At 38.6% G+C, this 17039-nt stretch carries 15 protein-coding genes and 1 pseudogene; 3 read left to right on the forward strand and 13 right to left on the reverse strand.

Annotated elements, in window-relative coordinates:
- Window positions 1-50: 50 nt before the first annotated feature.
- The 8 genes and pseudogenes from H5058_RS17025 to H5058_RS17060 all read right to left on the reverse strand — a co-directional run bounded on the left by H5058_RS17025 (window position 51) and on the right by H5058_RS17060 (window position 10956).
- The gene (locus H5058_RS17025; protein WP_182679166.1) at window positions 51-1088 is read right to left on the reverse strand and encodes a hypothetical protein; all 1038 of its coding nucleotides are present in this window, start codon (window positions 1086-1088) and stop codon (window positions 51-53) included.
- A 130-nt stretch (window positions 1089-1218) separates the two neighbouring features.
- Window positions 1219-2373 carry a site-specific integrase gene (locus tag H5058_RS17030; protein WP_182679168.1) on the reverse strand — a complete coding sequence of 385 codons (1155 nt, stop codon included), beginning with the start codon at window positions 2371-2373 and terminating at the stop codon, window positions 1219-1221.
- Between the two features lie 262 nt (window positions 2374-2635).
- Window positions 2636-3928, reverse strand: coding sequence for a hypothetical protein (locus H5058_RS17035; protein WP_182679170.1), 1293 nt, complete (start codon window positions 3926-3928; stop codon window positions 2636-2638).
- Between the two features lie 10 nt (window positions 3929-3938).
- Window positions 3939-6719 (reverse strand): site-specific integrase, encoded by a 2781-nt coding sequence (locus tag H5058_RS17040; RefSeq protein ID WP_182679172.1) that lies wholly within the window; start codon window positions 6717-6719, stop codon window positions 3939-3941.
- Window positions 6712-8289 (reverse strand): hypothetical protein, encoded by a 1578-nt coding sequence (locus H5058_RS17045; RefSeq protein WP_182679174.1) that lies wholly within the window; start codon window positions 8287-8289, stop codon window positions 6712-6714. The genes H5058_RS17040 and H5058_RS17045 overlap by 8 nt, the downstream gene beginning before the upstream one ends.
- A 13-nt stretch (window positions 8290-8302) precedes the next feature.
- Complete coding sequence (locus H5058_RS17050) at window positions 8303-8785, reverse strand: hypothetical protein (RefSeq protein ID WP_182679176.1); 483 nt, start codon at window positions 8783-8785, stop codon at window positions 8303-8305.
- A gap of 872 nt (window positions 8786-9657) precedes the next feature.
- A pseudogene (locus H5058_RS18715) lies at window positions 9658-9738 on the reverse strand (DUF4113 domain-containing protein); the annotation flags it as partial.
- A 75-nt stretch (window positions 9739-9813) separates the two neighbouring features.
- Window positions 9814-10956, reverse strand: a complete 1143-nt coding sequence (locus tag H5058_RS17060; protein ID WP_182679178.1) for an RNA-guided endonuclease TnpB family protein — start codon at window positions 10954-10956, stop codon at window positions 9814-9816.
- A gap of 77 nt (window positions 10957-11033) precedes the next feature.
- Here H5058_RS17060 and tnpA point away from each other — a divergent pair, with 77 nt between their 5' ends.
- Window positions 11034-11441: an IS200/IS605 family transposase gene (gene tnpA, locus H5058_RS17065; protein WP_370446749.1), complete on the forward strand. Its 408-nt coding sequence runs from the start codon at window positions 11034-11036 to the stop codon at window positions 11439-11441.
- A 51-nt stretch (window positions 11442-11492) separates the two neighbouring features.
- On the opposite strand, the gene H5058_RS17070 is transcribed toward tnpA, so the two are convergent.
- Together H5058_RS17070 and H5058_RS17075 are read right to left on the reverse strand one after the other, a co-directional pair.
- Window positions 11493-12623, reverse strand: a complete 1131-nt coding sequence (locus H5058_RS17070) for a Y-family DNA polymerase (RefSeq protein ID WP_182679180.1) — start codon at window positions 12621-12623, stop codon at window positions 11493-11495.
- Window positions 12608-13024 carry a LexA family transcriptional regulator gene (locus H5058_RS17075; RefSeq protein WP_182679182.1) on the reverse strand — a complete coding sequence of 139 codons (417 nt, stop codon included), beginning with the start codon at window positions 13022-13024 and terminating at the stop codon, window positions 12608-12610. Before H5058_RS17075 ends, H5058_RS17070 begins: the two co-directional genes overlap by 16 nt.
- A gap of 657 nt (window positions 13025-13681) precedes the next feature.
- Between H5058_RS17075 and H5058_RS17080 the strand changes: the two genes are divergently transcribed.
- Together H5058_RS17080 and H5058_RS17085 are read left to right on the forward strand one after the other, a co-directional pair.
- Window positions 13682-13921 carry a type II toxin-antitoxin system ParD family antitoxin gene (locus H5058_RS17080; protein ID WP_008113998.1) on the forward strand — a complete coding sequence of 80 codons (240 nt, stop codon included), beginning with the start codon at window positions 13682-13684 and terminating at the stop codon, window positions 13919-13921.
- 1 nt (window position 13922) lies between these two features.
- Window positions 13923-14213, forward strand: coding sequence for a type II toxin-antitoxin system RelE/ParE family toxin (locus H5058_RS17085; protein ID WP_182679184.1), 291 nt, complete (start codon window positions 13923-13925; stop codon window positions 14211-14213).
- On the opposite strand, the gene H5058_RS18720 is transcribed toward H5058_RS17085, so the two are convergent.
- The 3 genes from H5058_RS18720 to H5058_RS17100 all read right to left on the reverse strand — a co-directional run bounded on the left by H5058_RS18720 (window position 14180) and on the right by H5058_RS17100 (window position 16552).
- Window positions 14180-14434, reverse strand: coding sequence for a hypothetical protein (locus H5058_RS18720; protein WP_008114002.1), 255 nt, complete (start codon window positions 14432-14434; stop codon window positions 14180-14182). The two genes, H5058_RS17085 and H5058_RS18720, sit on opposite strands and share 34 nt — an antisense overlap.
- Before the next feature lie 244 nt (window positions 14435-14678).
- Entirely contained in the window at window positions 14679-16112 is a 1434-nt protein-coding gene (locus H5058_RS17095) for a helix-turn-helix transcriptional regulator (protein WP_024606399.1), read from the reverse strand.
- Window positions 16109-16552 carry a DUF6932 family protein gene (locus H5058_RS17100; RefSeq protein ID WP_182679186.1) on the reverse strand — a complete coding sequence of 148 codons (444 nt, stop codon included), beginning with the start codon at window positions 16550-16552 and terminating at the stop codon, window positions 16109-16111. Before H5058_RS17100 ends, H5058_RS17095 begins: the two co-directional genes overlap by 4 nt.
- Window positions 16553-17039 lie beyond the last annotated feature (487 nt).

Raw genomic sequence — 17039 nt, forward strand, 5'->3', positions numbered from 1 at the left:
TGTGCATTTATTTAAAGCGTTGCCGAATCGAGATGAGGGTGATGATGATTTTACCGACCTAATGCCGTGGAATGTGCAGCTAGACTTCGATTATAGCTAAGCGCACTGCTTAAATGCGCGCTTACCTTTATAGGGAGGGATTTTAGCTTATTTGAAATTCGGTATAAATCGTTAATAATTTTTATATCATTGCATACCATGTCACACACCCTCCCACCGTTTCGTCTTTGTCGTAATGCAGACAGTGTAGTGCGTGCTATGAAGTAATTGGCAATAATAATATCAATGATGTACTTATCTTTTTGTTTAAAGTGATTTTTTAAGTCGGGACGTTGATGCTCTGGAAAATAAGCTGATGTGTATACTTTAATGTCGGTGACATGCATCGCGTCACTAAATCGTTGAAGCTCTTCATTCACACTTGCTTTAAATGCCTCTACTTTTTCTGGTGTGTTCATGTCTTCAAGGTCATAAGACACCGCCTGTATACTTTTAGCATAATAGAGTAATTTACTGCGTGTCTCGGTTATACGCTTTTCAACTTTATTTCTTGCCTCTAAAAATTCAGCGCTCAGGGTATAGCGATAGTCGCGCTTCGAGTAAATGTAATTAACCTCAACATTTAACGCTAATAAGTTTTTGTCAGTGGCTCTTCTATCGGTGAGTATGTTATCCAACTTGCGTTGTAACTCTGTTTTAATTTTTTTTGCACCGAGTGTTTTTTGCTTTTTAAAGGCACACGCGCACAAAGTGACCTTGCATTCTTTAGAAATATACTGAGATAAATAGCTCAACATTCGCCGACGCGGCTTTGATGGCTTTGTGGTATACCCTAAAAATTGTGTAATGTGCTTTTGGCATGCCCGCTTATGGCTAGAGGCAGAGTAAGGAATGGTGCTTTCGTACTGTTTAAACAAACCAATAATAGGCTGAAACATCATCTTGTTACTAAATTCATCATACCATTGGCGTTTATTGAGCTGCTTTAATGGCATATTCATGAGCTTATAAAACGCATCTTGAGCTATTTCTAACTCTTCAGTTAATGGGTATGGCATTGTATTGTTTGTGCATTGTTTGCAAATCATAAATAACCTCTTTTAGGTTAGCATTAAATTAAATGCGCATAAGCGCGGTATTAGTATTAAATGGTATAGGTGTGGGATGCGTTTGTTTGGCGTTAAGCAATCAAACGCATAGCCATTAACTGTGTGTGCTTTATGCAATCCCGCGTTCAATCATCATTTCATTAAACGCAAAGCCATCTTGCCTTGACGCATTGGCAACATAGGGTGCGTATACGTCAAACAATAAACGTGTGTCGCTGTGGCCTAGCATGTGCGAAATGTACAGCGGGTTTTCGTGCGCTGCGATATGCAGGACAGCAGCGGTATGGCGTGTTTCGTAGGGGCGGCGACGTGCAAGGCCCGCTTTATTCAGTGTGGGGTACCACAGTTGAGTGCTTACAAAGTGGGTATCAAGCGGTTTGCCTTTGTGAGTAAACACAAATTCACTGGTTGTTTGTTTTTGTAAGCGTTTAAATAGCGAAAAGAGTGTATTACACATTTTTAAGTCGCGGCGCGACTTAGGTGTTTTTACATCCCCCAATTCACCATTAACCCAATTGTGGCGAATACGAATAAGGCGATGATTAAAGTCGATATCTTCCCAGCGCAGGCCGTGTATTTCACAGCTACGCATACCGGTCCAAAATCGCACCGTAAAATAATCGCGCCATTGTGTAGGAGTACATTCTAAAAAGCGTTGTACTTCATCTGCGGTTAGTGGTAGTGAATTAGCGCGTTCTTCTTTTAAGGTTTTATAGCGGCGTAATGGGTAAGTAAAGTCATGCTCTTCGGCGGCTAAACTTAAAATAGCCACAAACGGCCATAAAATACCATTAATGCGTTTATTAGAAAGTTTACGGGCCCCTTTGGTATCGCATATCATTAAGCTTTCGCGAAAATAGTCCACATTAGCCAACTTGATCTCATTAACTAATATATTGCCAAATTCAGGAATAAGGTAACGGTCGAGCGTATTACGTACCACGCTTTGGTAGCTGCTTTTCCATTTTGCTTTTTGGCGATCGAACCATTCATTCGCGTAATCGTTAAAAAATGGATAAAGGCGATCGGGATCTTTAGCCCGTTGCAAAGCTTCAAACTTAGCGACTTTTTTACTCTCAGGAAAATAATCGCGATACTGAAACGTATCTAAATCAATTTCAGCATTGATTTTTTTAAGCGTTGCATTGGCTTTTTTAATATTAACAGGGGTTGCCATGAGCTTAGTGCCTTCACGAAAGCGCTGCCCATAAATGTGTAAATCAAATTGAATACGCCCATTAGGGCGAATGCGAATGTGAGCCATAAAGGCCTCCATCAGTTAATGGATCTATAAATAGATCTATCCCTCACCGATGGAATTCGTTAGAATTGGATCATCGGCTGGATACGGTTAAAAGCGGTGCAGCCGGTACGGGGTAGGGAGGTTGCCGCCTCTTTACCCCAACTGCTTATTTATCTTCAGTTACACCAATACCATACACTAAGTACGAAATCGCGCAACTGATTAGAATTTCATTATTAAAATATAGCAAGTGCTGTCTATTTGTCCAGTGTTTTGTTGTTTTTTAATAATCATCACATTCCTCCATAACATCAGCAAATAAATCCTTTTGTAATTCTTGTTTTGTGCTCTGTGTTTTTGTATCAGCTTGATTTTGATCTAGCTCTTCAAGTAACGCTAACACGATAGGTAGTTGGCTCTCGTCTTTTTCAATTGAAATGGTACGATGTGGTAATTTGTTTTCAAGTGAAAAATACACACCTAATTTACGTTCGCCGTTTTCGTACTTTAGAATGTCGAGTCGCGTACTCTTCGCTTGTGTCAAGTCGCCGATGTTGATGCCCAGTAACACTTTTGGTGAAAAACGATAGAGCGACTCGCTATTTTTTGTTTTGCTACACGTTTTAGTTATAGTGATTGGCTGTATAAATTCATAAGGGGGTGTAATAAATGTAATAGCGGCTTTATTATCGCTTAAATATAAGAGTGCACTATCTGCTTTTTTTATAGTTTTATACTCAGTTAAGCAGTGTCTAACTTCCATCTTAAATGTATAGAAACTTACTATAACATGCTGTTCTTTAATAAATTTAAGAGGCTTCTTTGCGAAAAACTCTTCAACGCCGGCCAATGAATAAGTGATTGTGGTTTCAGGTGTTTTAAAAGTGAGTAACTCGCCCTGCTGGGCAACTTCGATTTCATCGCCTTCGGTAGCTTTACATAAATTATCAAGCTTACGGGTAATCCCCTCTGTCAAAACTAGTGAAACCGGTAATTTTAGGTTGTCAGGAAATTGTACTTCCTCAACATCGCCATTGCGTTGTATTTTAAAATGTTGTTTATCTACGTTCATTTCTAAAAATTCAAAAGGCATTGTTTCAGTTGACTCAAATATAACGCGCTCTATAGCGGCTTTAGAAGCGGTTGAAGTTGGGCGCTGTCCACTTTCTTTAAGATAAGTTAAATGTGCTCCATATACAGCAACACACTCACACCGTCGCAGTGCGTTTTCGTTGCTTTTAATGTCTTTATGAATTAATTCAATTGAGGTTACACTTGAAGACAAAGTATGAACATTTAATTCAATATCTTCATTTTCATTTTCATCAAAATAGTATGGGAGCTGCTTTGCAAAGCTGCCGTCAATAGAAAACTGAGCGTCTTTTATATATGTAGAGGACGTATCAAGTATAAATGTACAGTGCGAGCATAAAGGAGGTTTACCCGTTATGAATGTAATAGAACCTTCTTTTTTACTTATTAATATGGTTGCTAGGCTATCAGTATAGTGGGTATCAATATTCTCAGTTATGCTTTTGAGTAGTGCTTTTTTGTTACTAGAAATAATAACTTTCATGTTTATTTCCTTATTGAAATAATTGAATAAATTCGTGTGCAAATTTGAGCACGCTAGGTTGAAGTGTCGTTTTTGGTGTTAAATTAATAGTTAACATTGTTTCTCCTCTAGCATGTTTAGTAATTTGAATGGCTTCATTTTTTTTAGAAAGTAATGTGCTAAGTAACATTACTTGTCGTTTGCTGTCGGTTTTTTGATTCACTGAAAGCGTAAATTTAATATTTAGCCAGCCCCACTCAGCCCTTCTAAACACAGTATTAAATACATGTGCATTCTTGCTGTTGCAGGCAAGCAAGATTTGTAACGACTGCTCATCATCAGAAAGTACAACGGGTGGTAATTTTTTCAGCGCTTTGCGCTGTTTTTTACTTATTGGTTTAATGTGATGCTTACACCCATTGCCCCAAATAAAGCTGAGTGCAGATGGGTCAAGCGTTTTACTCTTTAACATCGCTTTAAATATAAAACCGAGTAACGTGTGTTCACTGTTATAAATTGACGTTTGCCAAGTTAAACTGTGGTTAGCTGTTAAAGGCGCATGTTTTGGTTTAATAGCTTTACCAAATACAGTTTCGCTAAGCTGACACTCACTCAGCACTATTGGCTGATTGCGTTTTTGCTTCAGAGTTTTGTTGGCGTACTCAGGGTTAAGCTTAAGTACTATGCGAGAAAGATCATTAGAGTTAGGTTTTAGTCCAAGCAAATAACGCAATTCACTGTGAGTGTATTCGCGTTGTGTATAGGGTGAATGAGCACGGCTAATAATAGGCAGTAGCCAATCTATGTCATGCAAGTATGACCAGCGTGTAGTGCCATAATAAATATGACCAATTTGTTTACCCATTTCATCCAAAAAAATGGCATCATTAACTCCGCTAATTTTTCGTCCTTCAAACCAATAATCAAAGCGAGTAGCCACTGACTTACTCGATAGCACCTCTTGCTCAAGAGGTGTTTCCCCACGCAAATTGTCGGGCGTATAGCTAACACAATGTAATATTTGCAGCATAAATATATGTACGCCACTGTGGCGAAGGTGATGAAAGTTAAGGTGTGTACCAAACAAAAGTCGTAAAGCACGTGACACAGGTAATAAATAATAAAGTTGTCGCGAATGATACTTCTCACCTTCAAAGCCTAACAAAGGCTGCTCGCGCGGTGAGCTCTTTTTTATTTCAAATAGATATTTGAATAACGAGTGATACTGCTTAGGCAGTGTAGTGTAGACCATGCGCGTAGTGCCGCTTTTAGTCTTACCCTCAGGGGTATTGGTAACAGTTATCGTTATTAGGCCAGTACTTGGCTTAAATCGAATATCTTTACGGCGTAACCTTAAGATTTCACCACGGCGCAGCATAGCGTAAAACCCTAATAACGCTGCAATAGCACTAAATAAACTACGAAAAGGGTTATTAGTTTTGCTAGATAAAAGCACGTCAAGTAGGCGGTCAAATTCGTCAACAGTTAATCGGCCAGGACTCACCGATGGTGCTACCAGCGGCGAGCTAAAGCTAGATAAGTCGAGTGTATCTGTTTGTTCTTGGTAGCTTAAAAAGCGTAAAAAGTTATAAAAGGTGCCTTTTACTATATCGGAGTTTATTGAGTCATAGACAGTTTGGGCCCACCCATTAATAGCCTCTTCGCTAATAGCATCTGCGTAACACAGAGGGTAGGGCTCAATCTTACTTTTTAGTGAGGTGTAATTTTTAATTGAGCCTAGGGCAAGGGTCGCTTTTTTTACTCCCCCATACACAAGCAGCTGTTTTGTGTAATCAAATAACAAGCGCGGTAGAATATTACTGGCATCCCAGGGCGGTGTTTCAACTGAGCTGATATCTTTTGGGTGTTTGAGTAAGGCTTCATGAGGCCAACGCACTTTTTTTTGTAATTTAGTTAATGAATTAAACCACTTGGTATTCCAATCGATAGCATAAATCTCGGCCTCTTTTATTTTTGGTAGTGAAATGGGCTTTGACAAGCCAACATGCCGCTCGGGGTTAGCCAAATCTTTAATAAAGGTAGGCGGTTGTTGAAAGTGAAGATACCAATGGATTTGAAATCGTTTCGGCCATATTTGTTTTGTACTGCAAGCAGATATCCCATTTTTATCCAACCAACTTGATAAGTCTGCATACAAACTCTTTGTGCTTGTTCTCGAAGGTGATTGCGCATAATAATCCTCTAAGAAACGATAGCTTTCGATTGTTAAATAATAATGAGTTACTCTTAATTCATCTGCTCCATACCCCGTGTGAGTGATAGCAAGACGTGGATTATCTTCTTTATCTATAATCGAATTAGGATTATTTAAAATAGCGCTAATATGCTCAAGCGATATGGGGGCGACCTCAAATCCTATTATTAATGCCATAAAGCACGGTGCTAATGGCCCCCTTATATCAAAAAAAGACGTTTTTTGTTGTTGGTAGCATACAAAGATTTTATGTGCATGCGCTGCACCTTTCGCAAGCTCTTCAAAGTATTGATGATTGGTGTCATTGATTGTGTTTTTTACACGTTCTGGTAATTGCCAATAACACGCTTCTTCCAAATAAAAAAGGATCCCCTCAAGTGCATGTCGATATGCGCGTTGCTTCCCAGTCACAATAGCATTGAGCTGCTGAGTGATAATCCTTAGATCGGTATCATCGACAATACGTGTTTTCTTTTCTATTATTTGCCAATGATCTAATACCCAAAAGATGTCATCTTCTGTGGTCTTTAATGGCCAAGACTGGGCCAAATAATCAGAGATTTGTTTTGCATGCTGATGTTTAATTTTTTTAGACATATTTTAAAACCTCAAGCCCTAAACGCTTCGGTAGCGTATTTAGAAAGTGTTTCATTACAGCTAATCGAGCTGGAAACAACGTATCGCTTCCAAGGCGCTCTCCTAGGTTTTCATGCCCCATTAAACGGTCGATATCGTTATCAAATAGCTTGTCTGAAAACATATGGCTATTAGCGCAGTAACTAAAAAAGTGTCGTAACTGATAAGGCACTACACCAGGCCATAGTGAATGCATGAATAAACGTAGCTCGCGACTTGTGAGAGCCGTCGGTACATTGTTTTGATCACACGTATACCAAAGCTCATCTAATTTAGTGTGTATGTTGAGCTGTGTACGAATAACAGATTGTAAGGATAAGTAGTGTTCAATCTCTTGCTTCAAGTAATCACAAAGTATCAGTTGCCTAAGAACACCTTTATCTTTAATGAATACAACATCAGAGCCTGAGTAATAAATTGATAAAATACTGATGTTATGTGTAGGCCTTGCGCCGGTAAGAACAATAAACAGTAATGCAATTCGATAGGTTGCTTTATTATAGTAATCTCGCAGCGCCGATTGATTTGCTAACTTAGTTTTTGAACCAAGACCTTTACCCAAGATATTATTTTTAGCATTTACAACTAACGTGTGTAATTCTTGGAAAAAGTGACTGACGTGGTTATCTTCAAGTGATCGCGCACTGCCTATTAAAATAGCGGGAATACGCTTTTTATTGCTACTGTTTTGTGTGATATCGAGTTCAAACTGACTTATCTCACCCGACTGCGATAAATAGTTGGCCTCTTTTATTGTCGCTTGAATAAGGTTTACAGAATACTCTTCCAAAAAGAGCTCAAAATATACATGGAGTTTAGCTTTTCTTGCTGCGTCAATAAGACGTGATAAGTAGCTGTTCTGCGCCTTAAATATCTTTGTGCGAATACGATCAGTATTTAACTGTTGGTAATATATCGCGCTAGAATGATGTGCTTTATCATTAGTTATTAGCTGCGATCGAACAATTGCACCTAGTGTGTTATCCGCCTGAGCACAATTCATAAAATAATGCAGAAACACATTTTTGTTAACACGAGGATTATCTTTTACTTCAATCGGTGTTTTCCATGCTTTCTTCATTAGCTTGAATAAGCGTTTTTTGTCTTTAAGGTTTAAAAAAGGCGTGCCGTAAGTTTGATCGCTAATAAAGCTTTGAAAAAATTCATTAAAACAAGTCGGCACAGGTTGCCATAAATACACAATACGGTTTTTGTCTTTATAGGGTATCGCATATTCAGCCCAAGAGACTGTACCATCATAAAAGGTTCGAAAAGCGTATTTTTTACAAGGTGCCGCGCCAGATATTTTAATAAAATTAGGAATATCATTTGCAGAATTAATCTTCTTCCAGCCTAGTGTTAACCACATAAATAGTGCGACAAATGTTATTGCAGGACGTATTTTACTCTCTACCTTTGCTAGTTTATCTAACAAAATAGCAAGCGTTGTAGCATGCTCCATTGCATCTGGATAGCAGCCCCCCGCATTGTTTAAACGATTACTTCTCGCTATGTGTGTATACATACTCATATTGACTTTCCCATTACCGAAAAGTAGACGGTGAGGTATTAGCTAAGTTTGCCAATATCGTTTTTTTAGGAGCGTGTATACCGTGCGCTTTAAAGCAAGCATGTCGCTGTTGAATATTAGCGCCCAAGGCGTTCTTTAAATAAAGTGTTAGCGCACAGTTATATAGCAAGGTAACCCTTAATACGTGATCAACAGCATCTGCTGGGTAAATATATACTTTTAAAAAAAGCTTTTTACTTAAAGGGTGGGCTTTAAAGCGCTCCAGTACTCCGCTCGGTGCAAGTGTCAGGTAACAATCATCATTAGTATCAAGTGTCACTGGCAGTGGATGTAAATCTAATGACATTTGTATGACATCAATCGGTAACTTACCAATGCACTGGTTTACTTTTAAATTTACGACATCATTTTTAGTCAGCTCCTTTAATAGTGGATGACTTTGTAATTCTGCTTCGGTTAACTGAATCTTTTTTTGCTTATAGTGCTTATAGTGCATATAGCCCACTCTATTTAATTAACGTATTCATGTTTAATTTATGGTAACCCTTTACCATTGTTGCTTTGACGATTATGTCCGGCTATGTAGGCCTACTTATTTAGTGCGAATACACCACTCGCGTTTTGTAAAAAAAACTCTTAATAGGTAAGCGCCAAAAACATTTATCTTGTCCATAATAAAGAATAAAAAAATTTTTGTGTGTGACAGAGGTACCTATTTTTGATGCTCTACCAATTTTTTTTAAAAAATTGAAAACTTTTGCGTTTCATAAAAACCTCCGGCATTTTTTATAAATGAATTTATTCATTTATTTATGTTTAATTATGGTAACGCGCTTTTTTTGCTACTGCGGCGATTAACTCCTGCTTTGTAGGCATACTTATTTGGCGAACTAAACTTAAACATCCTCACGCATTAAAATGACTCAATAGCTAAAATGTGAATAAAATAAATAGTAAAGGAATTTTTGAAACGAGTTTCAGATTAGAGACCCCTTTTTTAGCACCTGAAAAAACTCACGTGATAAAAATATTTTTTTGTAAAAAACAATGTTCGTTTAAAAGTTATCAATGATGCATATTTTCAATGACTTAGGGGTTGTTCGTTTTTTGCTTTATTAAAATAAATGTCTCTTTGAATTTTTTAAATTTTTGTGAGTTTTTTGATTGTTTTATGTTGACGATGGGGTTTTTAAGAGTAAATCAGGTTTTTGTATACTTTTATGTACGGTTTTTTGGAGGGGGTTAGCGGATATGTATTTTCTGCTCGCTGCTTTATTTAAAATTTGTTGCGTATTTTTGTTAACTTTAACGCTGTTATTGCGCTAAATGTTTTTTACCAACAATGCCAATGATTAAACATCCAGATATTTAATCACTGCATTTAATAATAGGAATATCAGACCAACGTGTTGTGTAATGCGGCGACAAAAAAGCACGCTTCATATTCCAGGTTTGAGTGACTACTCACCGCCTTATCAGGCGATGCTTCTTATTTCGTTAGCCGTTGCTCGGTAGTATCGAGACTTACGCAGCTTCCATAAGCAGAGACGACTGTCCAGCCGCCTTTAATTCCAGAATACCTTTATCACGGATATTGAGGGCGGCATTTAAGTCGCGATCTATACCTGTAGTGCCGCAAGATGGACAATCCCACTTGCGAACTGATAAGGGGATTTCATCCATTTTATGACCGCAACAATGACAAGTTTTAGAGCTTGCATACCACTGGTCGAGCTTCACTAGGTGCTTACCTTGCTCTTTCAGTTTGTACTCCAACTTAACGACAAAGCCATGCCATGAGGCATCCGCTATGTGTTTCGCCAGTTTGCGGTTTTTCATCATATTGGCTGATTTCAATGTCTCAACTATCACCGCTTGGTTTTCGTCAACGAGAGTTCGAGAGAGTTTGTGTTGAAAGTCAGCGCGAGCATTCGCTACTTTTTCATGGCATTTGGCAACCAGCAAACGTGCTTTTGCCCTGTTTGCGCTGCCTTTTGCTTTTCTGGATAACTGACGCTGTTTGCGTCTGAGGTTTTTCTCAGCACGTTTTACAAATCTTGGGTTGGCGGTTTTTCTGCCATTAGATTGAATAGCAAAATGAGATAAACCTAGATCGATACCTGTAACCTTACTTATCGTGTGAAGCAGTACTGGCGCTTCAACTCCATCATCAACAAGGAGCGAGGCGTAGAACTTACCCGTTTTGCTTAGGCTTACCGTGATGCTTTTAACTGAGCCAATAATTTCACGATGGATATTCGCTTTAACAGGCTTCATCTTTGGGAGCTTGATTGCGCCATCAAGCACCTTAACACCTACGCAGTGATAACTAGATTGTTTGCCCTGCCTACGTTTGAATTGCGGGTATTTGGCTTTTAACTTCGGATTGAAAAAGTTATCAAAGGCTTGATGAAGGTTAATCACCGATTGCTGCAAAGCGATGGAGTCGTATTGCTTCAACCAGTGGTATTTTCGTGATTTCTTGGCAACTGCAAGTAGTGGCTTTATATCCTTTTTAGGATTCAGAGTGACACCATACTTGCGGTACATGTGAGATTTTAAATGAAGAGCTTTGTTATACGCAAAACGCACAGCGCCAAACTGAGCAATTAAAAACTCAGCCTGTTCTTGCGTTGGGTAAATACGTACCTTTGTTGCTCTTAACATTTCAGTGCTCATCTGTATAATATCTATATATTATTAAGTTAAACTGGATTTGTAAAGTGAGTGCACACAATAAAGAGCTGTTGAGTAATTACCTGAGAAAGCGCCACAGCGTAAGCAAGTTGGTAGTGCATTTAGTTTTCACAACGAAGTACAGGCGTAAGTTACTTACTGGCGTAATGATCGAACAGTTAAGGGATGCACTTGAGTCAGCTTGCGGAAAATTAGAATGTGAACTTATTGAGATGGACGGAGAACAAGATCACATACATCTACTTGTGGCGTACCCGCCAAAACTTTCAATTAGCGTAATGGTGAATAATCTTAAAGCCGTTTCATCACGGATGCTGAGATTACAAAATACGCATTTAACAAGACAAAGTAAGAGTGCTGCTTTGTGGTCTAGGTCTTACTTTGCTTGCAGTGCGGGTGGAGCAACGATTGAAACGCTTCGAGCTTATGTTGATAGCCAATCCACACCAGATTAAAGTTCTTCGAACTTTACGCCTTATATCCCCGCCCTCGGATCGGGCGAGGGTTTACGGCGAAACTGCTAAGCATTTCATCATTTTAGGGTTATCGGAACTAACACTGAACATATCAGCTTGTTGATACAGCTCACTTTCTAATTCTATTGCACCAATACCACAGCGATAAAACCGCGTATTAGCCTTAAAAATATCATTAATTACATCAGAGACTGCATTAGCTAATACACTCGTATCTGATGTTGGGATAGGGAAGTCATAAAGTAATGATTTTTTGTAATACAGGTCTTCGTGGGGTGAACTTGCAGCAAATATTACAATACGCTTTGTTAGCGATTGCTGCTTTCTGAGTTTTCGACCAACCGTAGCAGCATGCGTTATTAATGCTGATTTTAATGTGGTTATATCACTCACTCTTTCACCAAAGCTTCTTGTCGAGTAAATTTCCTTCTTATTTTGTTTTACCTCATCCCAGCTTAAACAGGCTACGCCATTTAATTCGCTGACAGTGCGCTCAACAACAACACTAAACGTTCTTCGCATTGCTCTAGGGTTTTGGCACGCCAACTCATAGGCCGTTGTAATACCCATTAGTTTTAGCTTTTTCCCTAAACGGGAGCCTATTCCCCACACATCGGTTACATCCATTTTTGCCAGTATTGTTTTGCGTGTATCCTCATTGTTAATAACAGCAATACCATTGTAACCCGGCAGTTTTTTTGCAGCATGATTAGCCGCCTTTGCCAATGTAGGTGTGGGCCCAAACCCAACACCCACAGGTAAGCCCGTTTCTCGCCAAACGGCACGACGTATTGTTTGCCCATAATCAGCCCAGTCATTAATAAGGCGAGAAAACCCAGTAAAGCGCAGAAACGACTCATCGATACTGTACACATAGTGGTCATCACAAAACCGGTTAATAACCGTCATCATTCTTTCACTTAAATCAGCATACAGCTCATAGTTAGAGGAGCGAACAACCACATTATGCTGCTCTAAATAGTGCTTAATTTTAAAATATGGTTGGAATTTTGGAATATTGAGCTTTCTGGCAATAGGGCAGATAGCGCAAATACAGCCGTCGTTGTTTGTTAGCACAACAACGGGTTTAAAACGAATAGATGGATCGAACACCTTTTCTGCACTGGCATAAAAAGCCACCGCATCTACGAGCGCAAACATCGACTTAACTCAGCTCTATTTTTGTGAAGACGAATACTCGATGTAACCACTCCCTCTAATTTAAAGTCATCATCTTCAGAAATATAAACAGACTTATAATTTTTGGAAGCAGAAATAAGTAAGCGATTAGCTTTGTCTATTATTTTGCAAACAAAGGTGCCGTTATAACTGGCCACAATCACATCACCGGTACTCACATTTTCAGCTCTGTCGACAATGAGTAAATCGCCATCAAATATTCCCACATCCTGCATCGACTGCCCTGATGCAAGCCCAATAAAGGTTGCATTTGGGTGTTTAATAACAAGCTCATCTAGTGAAATACCAAGCTCTGTATACTCAGCAGCAGGGGACTCAAAGCCAGTAATGCCCGCTTCAATATAAATAGGAATAACAAACATACGCACCTCAATACTGTTTATTTACACAGTATAAAGCAAGCCATTTAACATACCAAGAAATTTTAAATGCGCAGCTAACTAAGGGAAAATTGAAAATGCACCGTAATGGTTTGGCATTGATACTGCGTTATCGCCTATTTATGGGGAGTAACCATAGTTTATTAATTCCCGCGATCTCTGATAGCTTTTGTTGCGTGTAGCCTAAAGCTTTCCTGCTAGTACTTATTTGCTTGCCAATATCTGCTCTACTTGACATATATTCACTTATTGAATGTTAGCTATATAGCTAATAAAAATTATCAATATTTCACCCAATAGAGTCCAAGAATTTTTCTACGGTGTTGAAGGGAACTGGGTGATCAGCGCGTTAAAATCGAAATCACCGCTTACCCGGCATTTTAAGAAATCAACACTGTCATTTGATTTGAAGTAAGGTTATGTTTACAGAGCAAGTCGAACTTCTCAAAGAACCTAGTTTCGTTATTCAAAGTAAGGGGTTATTTGTTTTAAATTTCAACCATACCGCCTTAATAAGAAGCTAAAAAAAGTTGCTTATACTTTAGCAACGTAGGATTAGGAGGTGTTTTTTGTCTTTCTTAATTGACTTGATATGTTTTTGATACCAAAATATATTGAATTTTGGTATTGGAGATTGGCATGGCGAAAAATACAAGTGTTACATTAGGTGAGCATTTTGACTCATTTATTAGTCAGCAATTAGAGACTGGTAGGTATGGATCTGCAAGTGAAGTTCTAAGAGCTGGATTAAGAGCCTTAGAAGATCAAGAATTGAAAATGAACAATCTAAGGAATATGTTGGTTGAGGGAGAAAACAGCGGAATAGCTGACTATTCATATGACACACTATTGAGTGACTTAGATAAAGAAAATCATTGATATGAAATTTCATATATCTAAAAAAGCTAAATCAGATTTAATAAAAATCGCTCGTTACACGCAACTTAACTGGGGCAGGCAGCAGAGAAATGACTATTTAAAATTACTTGATAGCGTTTTTCATCAAATTGCAGAAGAACCAGAGCTAGGTTATATTTGTGATTACATTAGAGAAGGCTATAGAAAGCGACCGCAAGGGAGTCATGTCATCTATTACAAAGAATTCGGCAAGAAAGAAGTTGTAATTATTCGAGTTCTTCATAAAAGCATAGATATACACCGGGCTCTCTGAAAACGTAACTGGCCAACAATACTGTCCCAGATAGACTCAAGTGGATCTATACGCGTTCGCCATTGGCGTTTATTAGACAATGGCTGCTCATCCAGTTTATCAATGCGCCTTGCTGAACGTTCAGAAATACCTGCTTTCGCAGCCGCGATAACTTGGCTATTACGCTTTCTATGTTTCATATAAATAGTGACCTGCTGATCAGTGATTCGTGTTCCCGGCACAGTGAACTCCTCCGTTCTGCTGTACCGAACCTTATCAGATCAACCGGCCAAGATAATTGTCGCTAGACCGGCCACCGTAATTGTCGCTTAATAGACGACCAACAAACTAGTAAACTTCGCACAATTAAACTGTTTATAAATTTAGCTCTTGATGACTTTAACCTATATTCAGGAAAATGAACAATTTGCGCATTCTTAAATTGTTATACAAAAAAAGGTCAGCATCAAAGTGCTGACCTTTAAATTATTCGGCAGATATTTGCTCAATAAGCTCTCTATTTTCAGTGTTTAATCGTTCGATATAGATATGAGAAAGTAAATTTTCAAAGCATAAAGTATTAGGCTCACATGTACTTGTTTGTAAGTTATGAGCAGCTCCCCACCAGTTAACGTTATTTCCTGTTTTCTTTGAAATTGCATCGAGCTTATTTGCTACTTGATAAGCTAAAACACCGCAGTCTAATTGATAGTTCTCGGCAACTTGAGTTACTGAGCCCTTTAACCATGAAATTTTTCCATTTGCATTTTTAAAACATTCTTCAATAAATGATTCGGCATTCTCTCCAAGAAGAACCTTAGCTGCAAAATTATTAGCGTCAATTTCTTCTTGATCGTTACGCCTTTCATCACTAGTTTCGCTTAACTCAACAATAGAGAACTCTTCTTGTTCAGGCGATTGGCTTGCATGATATAGTTCGTGCAATAAATCAAACATCCACTTAGAATTGTGTCTCGATTTTTGCTTTAACACGATTACATTCCTGCCTTGAATACGCCAAGTTGCGCCATGAAAAGCACCAGAATCATTTAATGAAATTACTGGGGTTCCTAAGCTTGTTACGTAAGATAGAATAGATTCAAATGTAATCTCGCCGTATGTTTCTAATATAGACTCGCGAACAACATTATGTTCTTGCGGGATTGTCTTTCGGTCGAGAGAACAATTATTAGCAACTATATTGGCAATAGAATATGCATATTGGGTATAAGCACTTGTATATACTTCATTTGCTCCTACTGGCATTTTAAACCGAGCAACCATTGAACCATCGCGCCCAATAACTAGAGGTGCATCCCCAAGTAACAATTCTTTTGTCCAACCAAAAATAGAGCTCAATTTCTCGACGGTCTTTTGTACCCATAGCCCGTAATCAAATGACATCACATCTCTTGGTGCAATACGTTTTTCAATAAACGTTTTATCTAAGCCAGCATCACTTAATTTAGATAGAAGAATATTTTTCTCTCTAGATTCTTTAGGTAAAAATACGTCTTCAGTAATTTTTAGATCTAGTGCCTCTACGATGGATACTAATGTTTTGAAACTCGCTGAGTTATATTCAGTGTTTTCATATCGCTGTATTTGCTGTTCTTTCATCCCTAGTCTTTCAGCAAGATCTTTCTGAGTTAACCCCATCGAAATTCTAGCCATGATTAGAGCTTTTGGTAAATCAGCAAGGCTATTTACATCAAAAACAACTAGATCACCTGACAATAAATGCTCGTATTCCTCGGCTTGCTGAACTAACTCATCACGTTGACAAATTAAAGCGTCAATCTGAGCTTTTGCTAAAAGTGGAGAAAATCTTGGTTCTTCTGCTTGTAACTTTTCAATAGCACCAGAAAACTCTTCGACACGCTTTCTTGTTAATGCTAGTTGTTTGTTATTCTTAATCATAATGAACCTCCAATTTTAATCGCCACAATGCCTTTCTTTTCACCTGTATTTTTATCAGCCTGAAAGAAATCTACGAATAATTTGCCAGAACCACCTTCCGGAAGTTCCGCAGGGAAAATGTCACCGCGATACTTCTGCTCCATTGTTGCCCGCCCCTTAGGGCTAAAATCTAAAAGTGCGGGATCTACTTTTTCTTCAATCACATCAATAAGGCTCCAACATAAATCGTAGTCGCCTGGAATTTCTTTTGAAGTTACGAAACTCCCGTCTATGTATACCAGCGGACAGTTAGCTTTCTGCAATGCACATATTAATAGCTTCAAACCATCAATCAGCCATGCTCGCTTAGGGTTATAGCCAAAGCGATCTACAAGCTCTTCCATAGAAGCTAAGTGGATCCCTTCTGGTAAATTTCCCGTACTGTCAAAATCTGGAATCATACAAACCCCTTCCCCAACAAAAATGTTGTGTAAATTGGGCATTATATAGCATGTATTTGCTTGCGGTGCAATTTTTTATAACAAACTGTTTAAGAGTGATTCGCAACGCGTGGTATTCTTTCAATTCGTTGCCGAAGGTCTGCTTTCTAACTACTTATCATAGATAGTACATTGGGGTGTAGGGCCGAAAGTGCCGCGGAGCCGAACTTCAGCTCTAAATCGTTTCTGTCCAGAGGCGGGTTATGTATTTAACTCGCCTTTGCCCCAAAACGTGTTTAGGCGAATGCCTCAAAAGAGCGATAACCGGTCATTGAGGATGGCTAAATTTAGGGCTAATTAATAGATAAAGTTGTGTCGTTTATTCGTAAGCGCGCATTTAAGCAGTGCGCTTAGCTATAATCGAAGTCTAGCTGCACATTCCACGGCATTAGGTCGGTAAAATCATCATCACCCACATCTCGATTCGGCAACGTTTTAAATAAATGCA

It is taken from the genome of Pseudoalteromonas sp. SR45-4, assembly GCF_014163535.1.
Lineage (GTDB): Bacteria > Pseudomonadota > Gammaproteobacteria > Enterobacterales > Alteromonadaceae > Pseudoalteromonas > Pseudoalteromonas nigrifaciens.

What these genes read in the sequence shown, in the direction of transcription:
- H5058_RS17025 (WP_182679166.1), bottom strand. Translation starts at nt 1,088, where the DNA reads ATGATTTGCAAACAATGCACAAACAATACAATGCCATACCCATTAACT.
- H5058_RS17030 (WP_182679168.1), bottom strand. Translation starts at nt 2,373, where the DNA reads ATGGCTCACATTCGCATTCGCCCTAATGGGCGTATTCAATTTGATTTA.
- H5058_RS17035 (WP_182679170.1), bottom strand. Translation starts at nt 3,928, where the DNA reads ATGAAAGTTATTATTTCTAGTAACAAAAAAGCACTACTCAAAAGCATA.
- H5058_RS17040 (WP_182679172.1), bottom strand. Translation starts at nt 6,719, where the DNA reads ATGTCTAAAAAAATTAAACATCAGCATGCAAAACAAATCTCTGATTAT.
- H5058_RS17045 (WP_182679174.1), bottom strand. Translation starts at nt 8,289, where the DNA reads ATGAGTATGTATACACACATAGCGAGAAGTAATCGTTTAAACAATGCG.
- H5058_RS17050 (WP_182679176.1), bottom strand. Translation starts at nt 8,785, where the DNA reads ATGCACTATAAGCACTATAAGCAAAAAAAGATTCAGTTAACCGAAGCA.
- H5058_RS17060 (WP_182679178.1), bottom strand. Translation starts at nt 10,956, where the DNA reads ATGTTAAGAGCAACAAAGGTACGTATTTACCCAACGCAAGAACAGGCT.
- H5058_RS17070 (WP_182679180.1), bottom strand. Translation starts at nt 12,623, where the DNA reads ATGTTTGCGCTCGTAGATGCGGTGGCTTTTTATGCCAGTGCAGAAAAG.
- H5058_RS17075 (WP_182679182.1), bottom strand. Translation starts at nt 13,024, where the DNA reads ATGTTTGTTATTCCTATTTATATTGAAGCGGGCATTACTGGCTTTGAG.
- H5058_RS17080 (WP_008113998.1), top strand. Translation starts at nt 13,682, where the DNA reads ATGGCGAAAAATACAAGTGTTACATTAGGTGAGCATTTTGACTCATTT.
- H5058_RS17085 (WP_182679184.1), top strand. Translation starts at nt 13,923, where the DNA reads ATGAAATTTCATATATCTAAAAAAGCTAAATCAGATTTAATAAAAATC.
- H5058_RS17095 (WP_024606399.1), bottom strand. Translation starts at nt 16,112, where the DNA reads ATGATTAAGAATAACAAACAACTAGCATTAACAAGAAAGCGTGTCGAA.
- H5058_RS17100 (WP_182679186.1), bottom strand. Translation starts at nt 16,552, where the DNA reads ATGATTCCAGATTTTGACAGTACGGGAAATTTACCAGAAGGGATCCAC.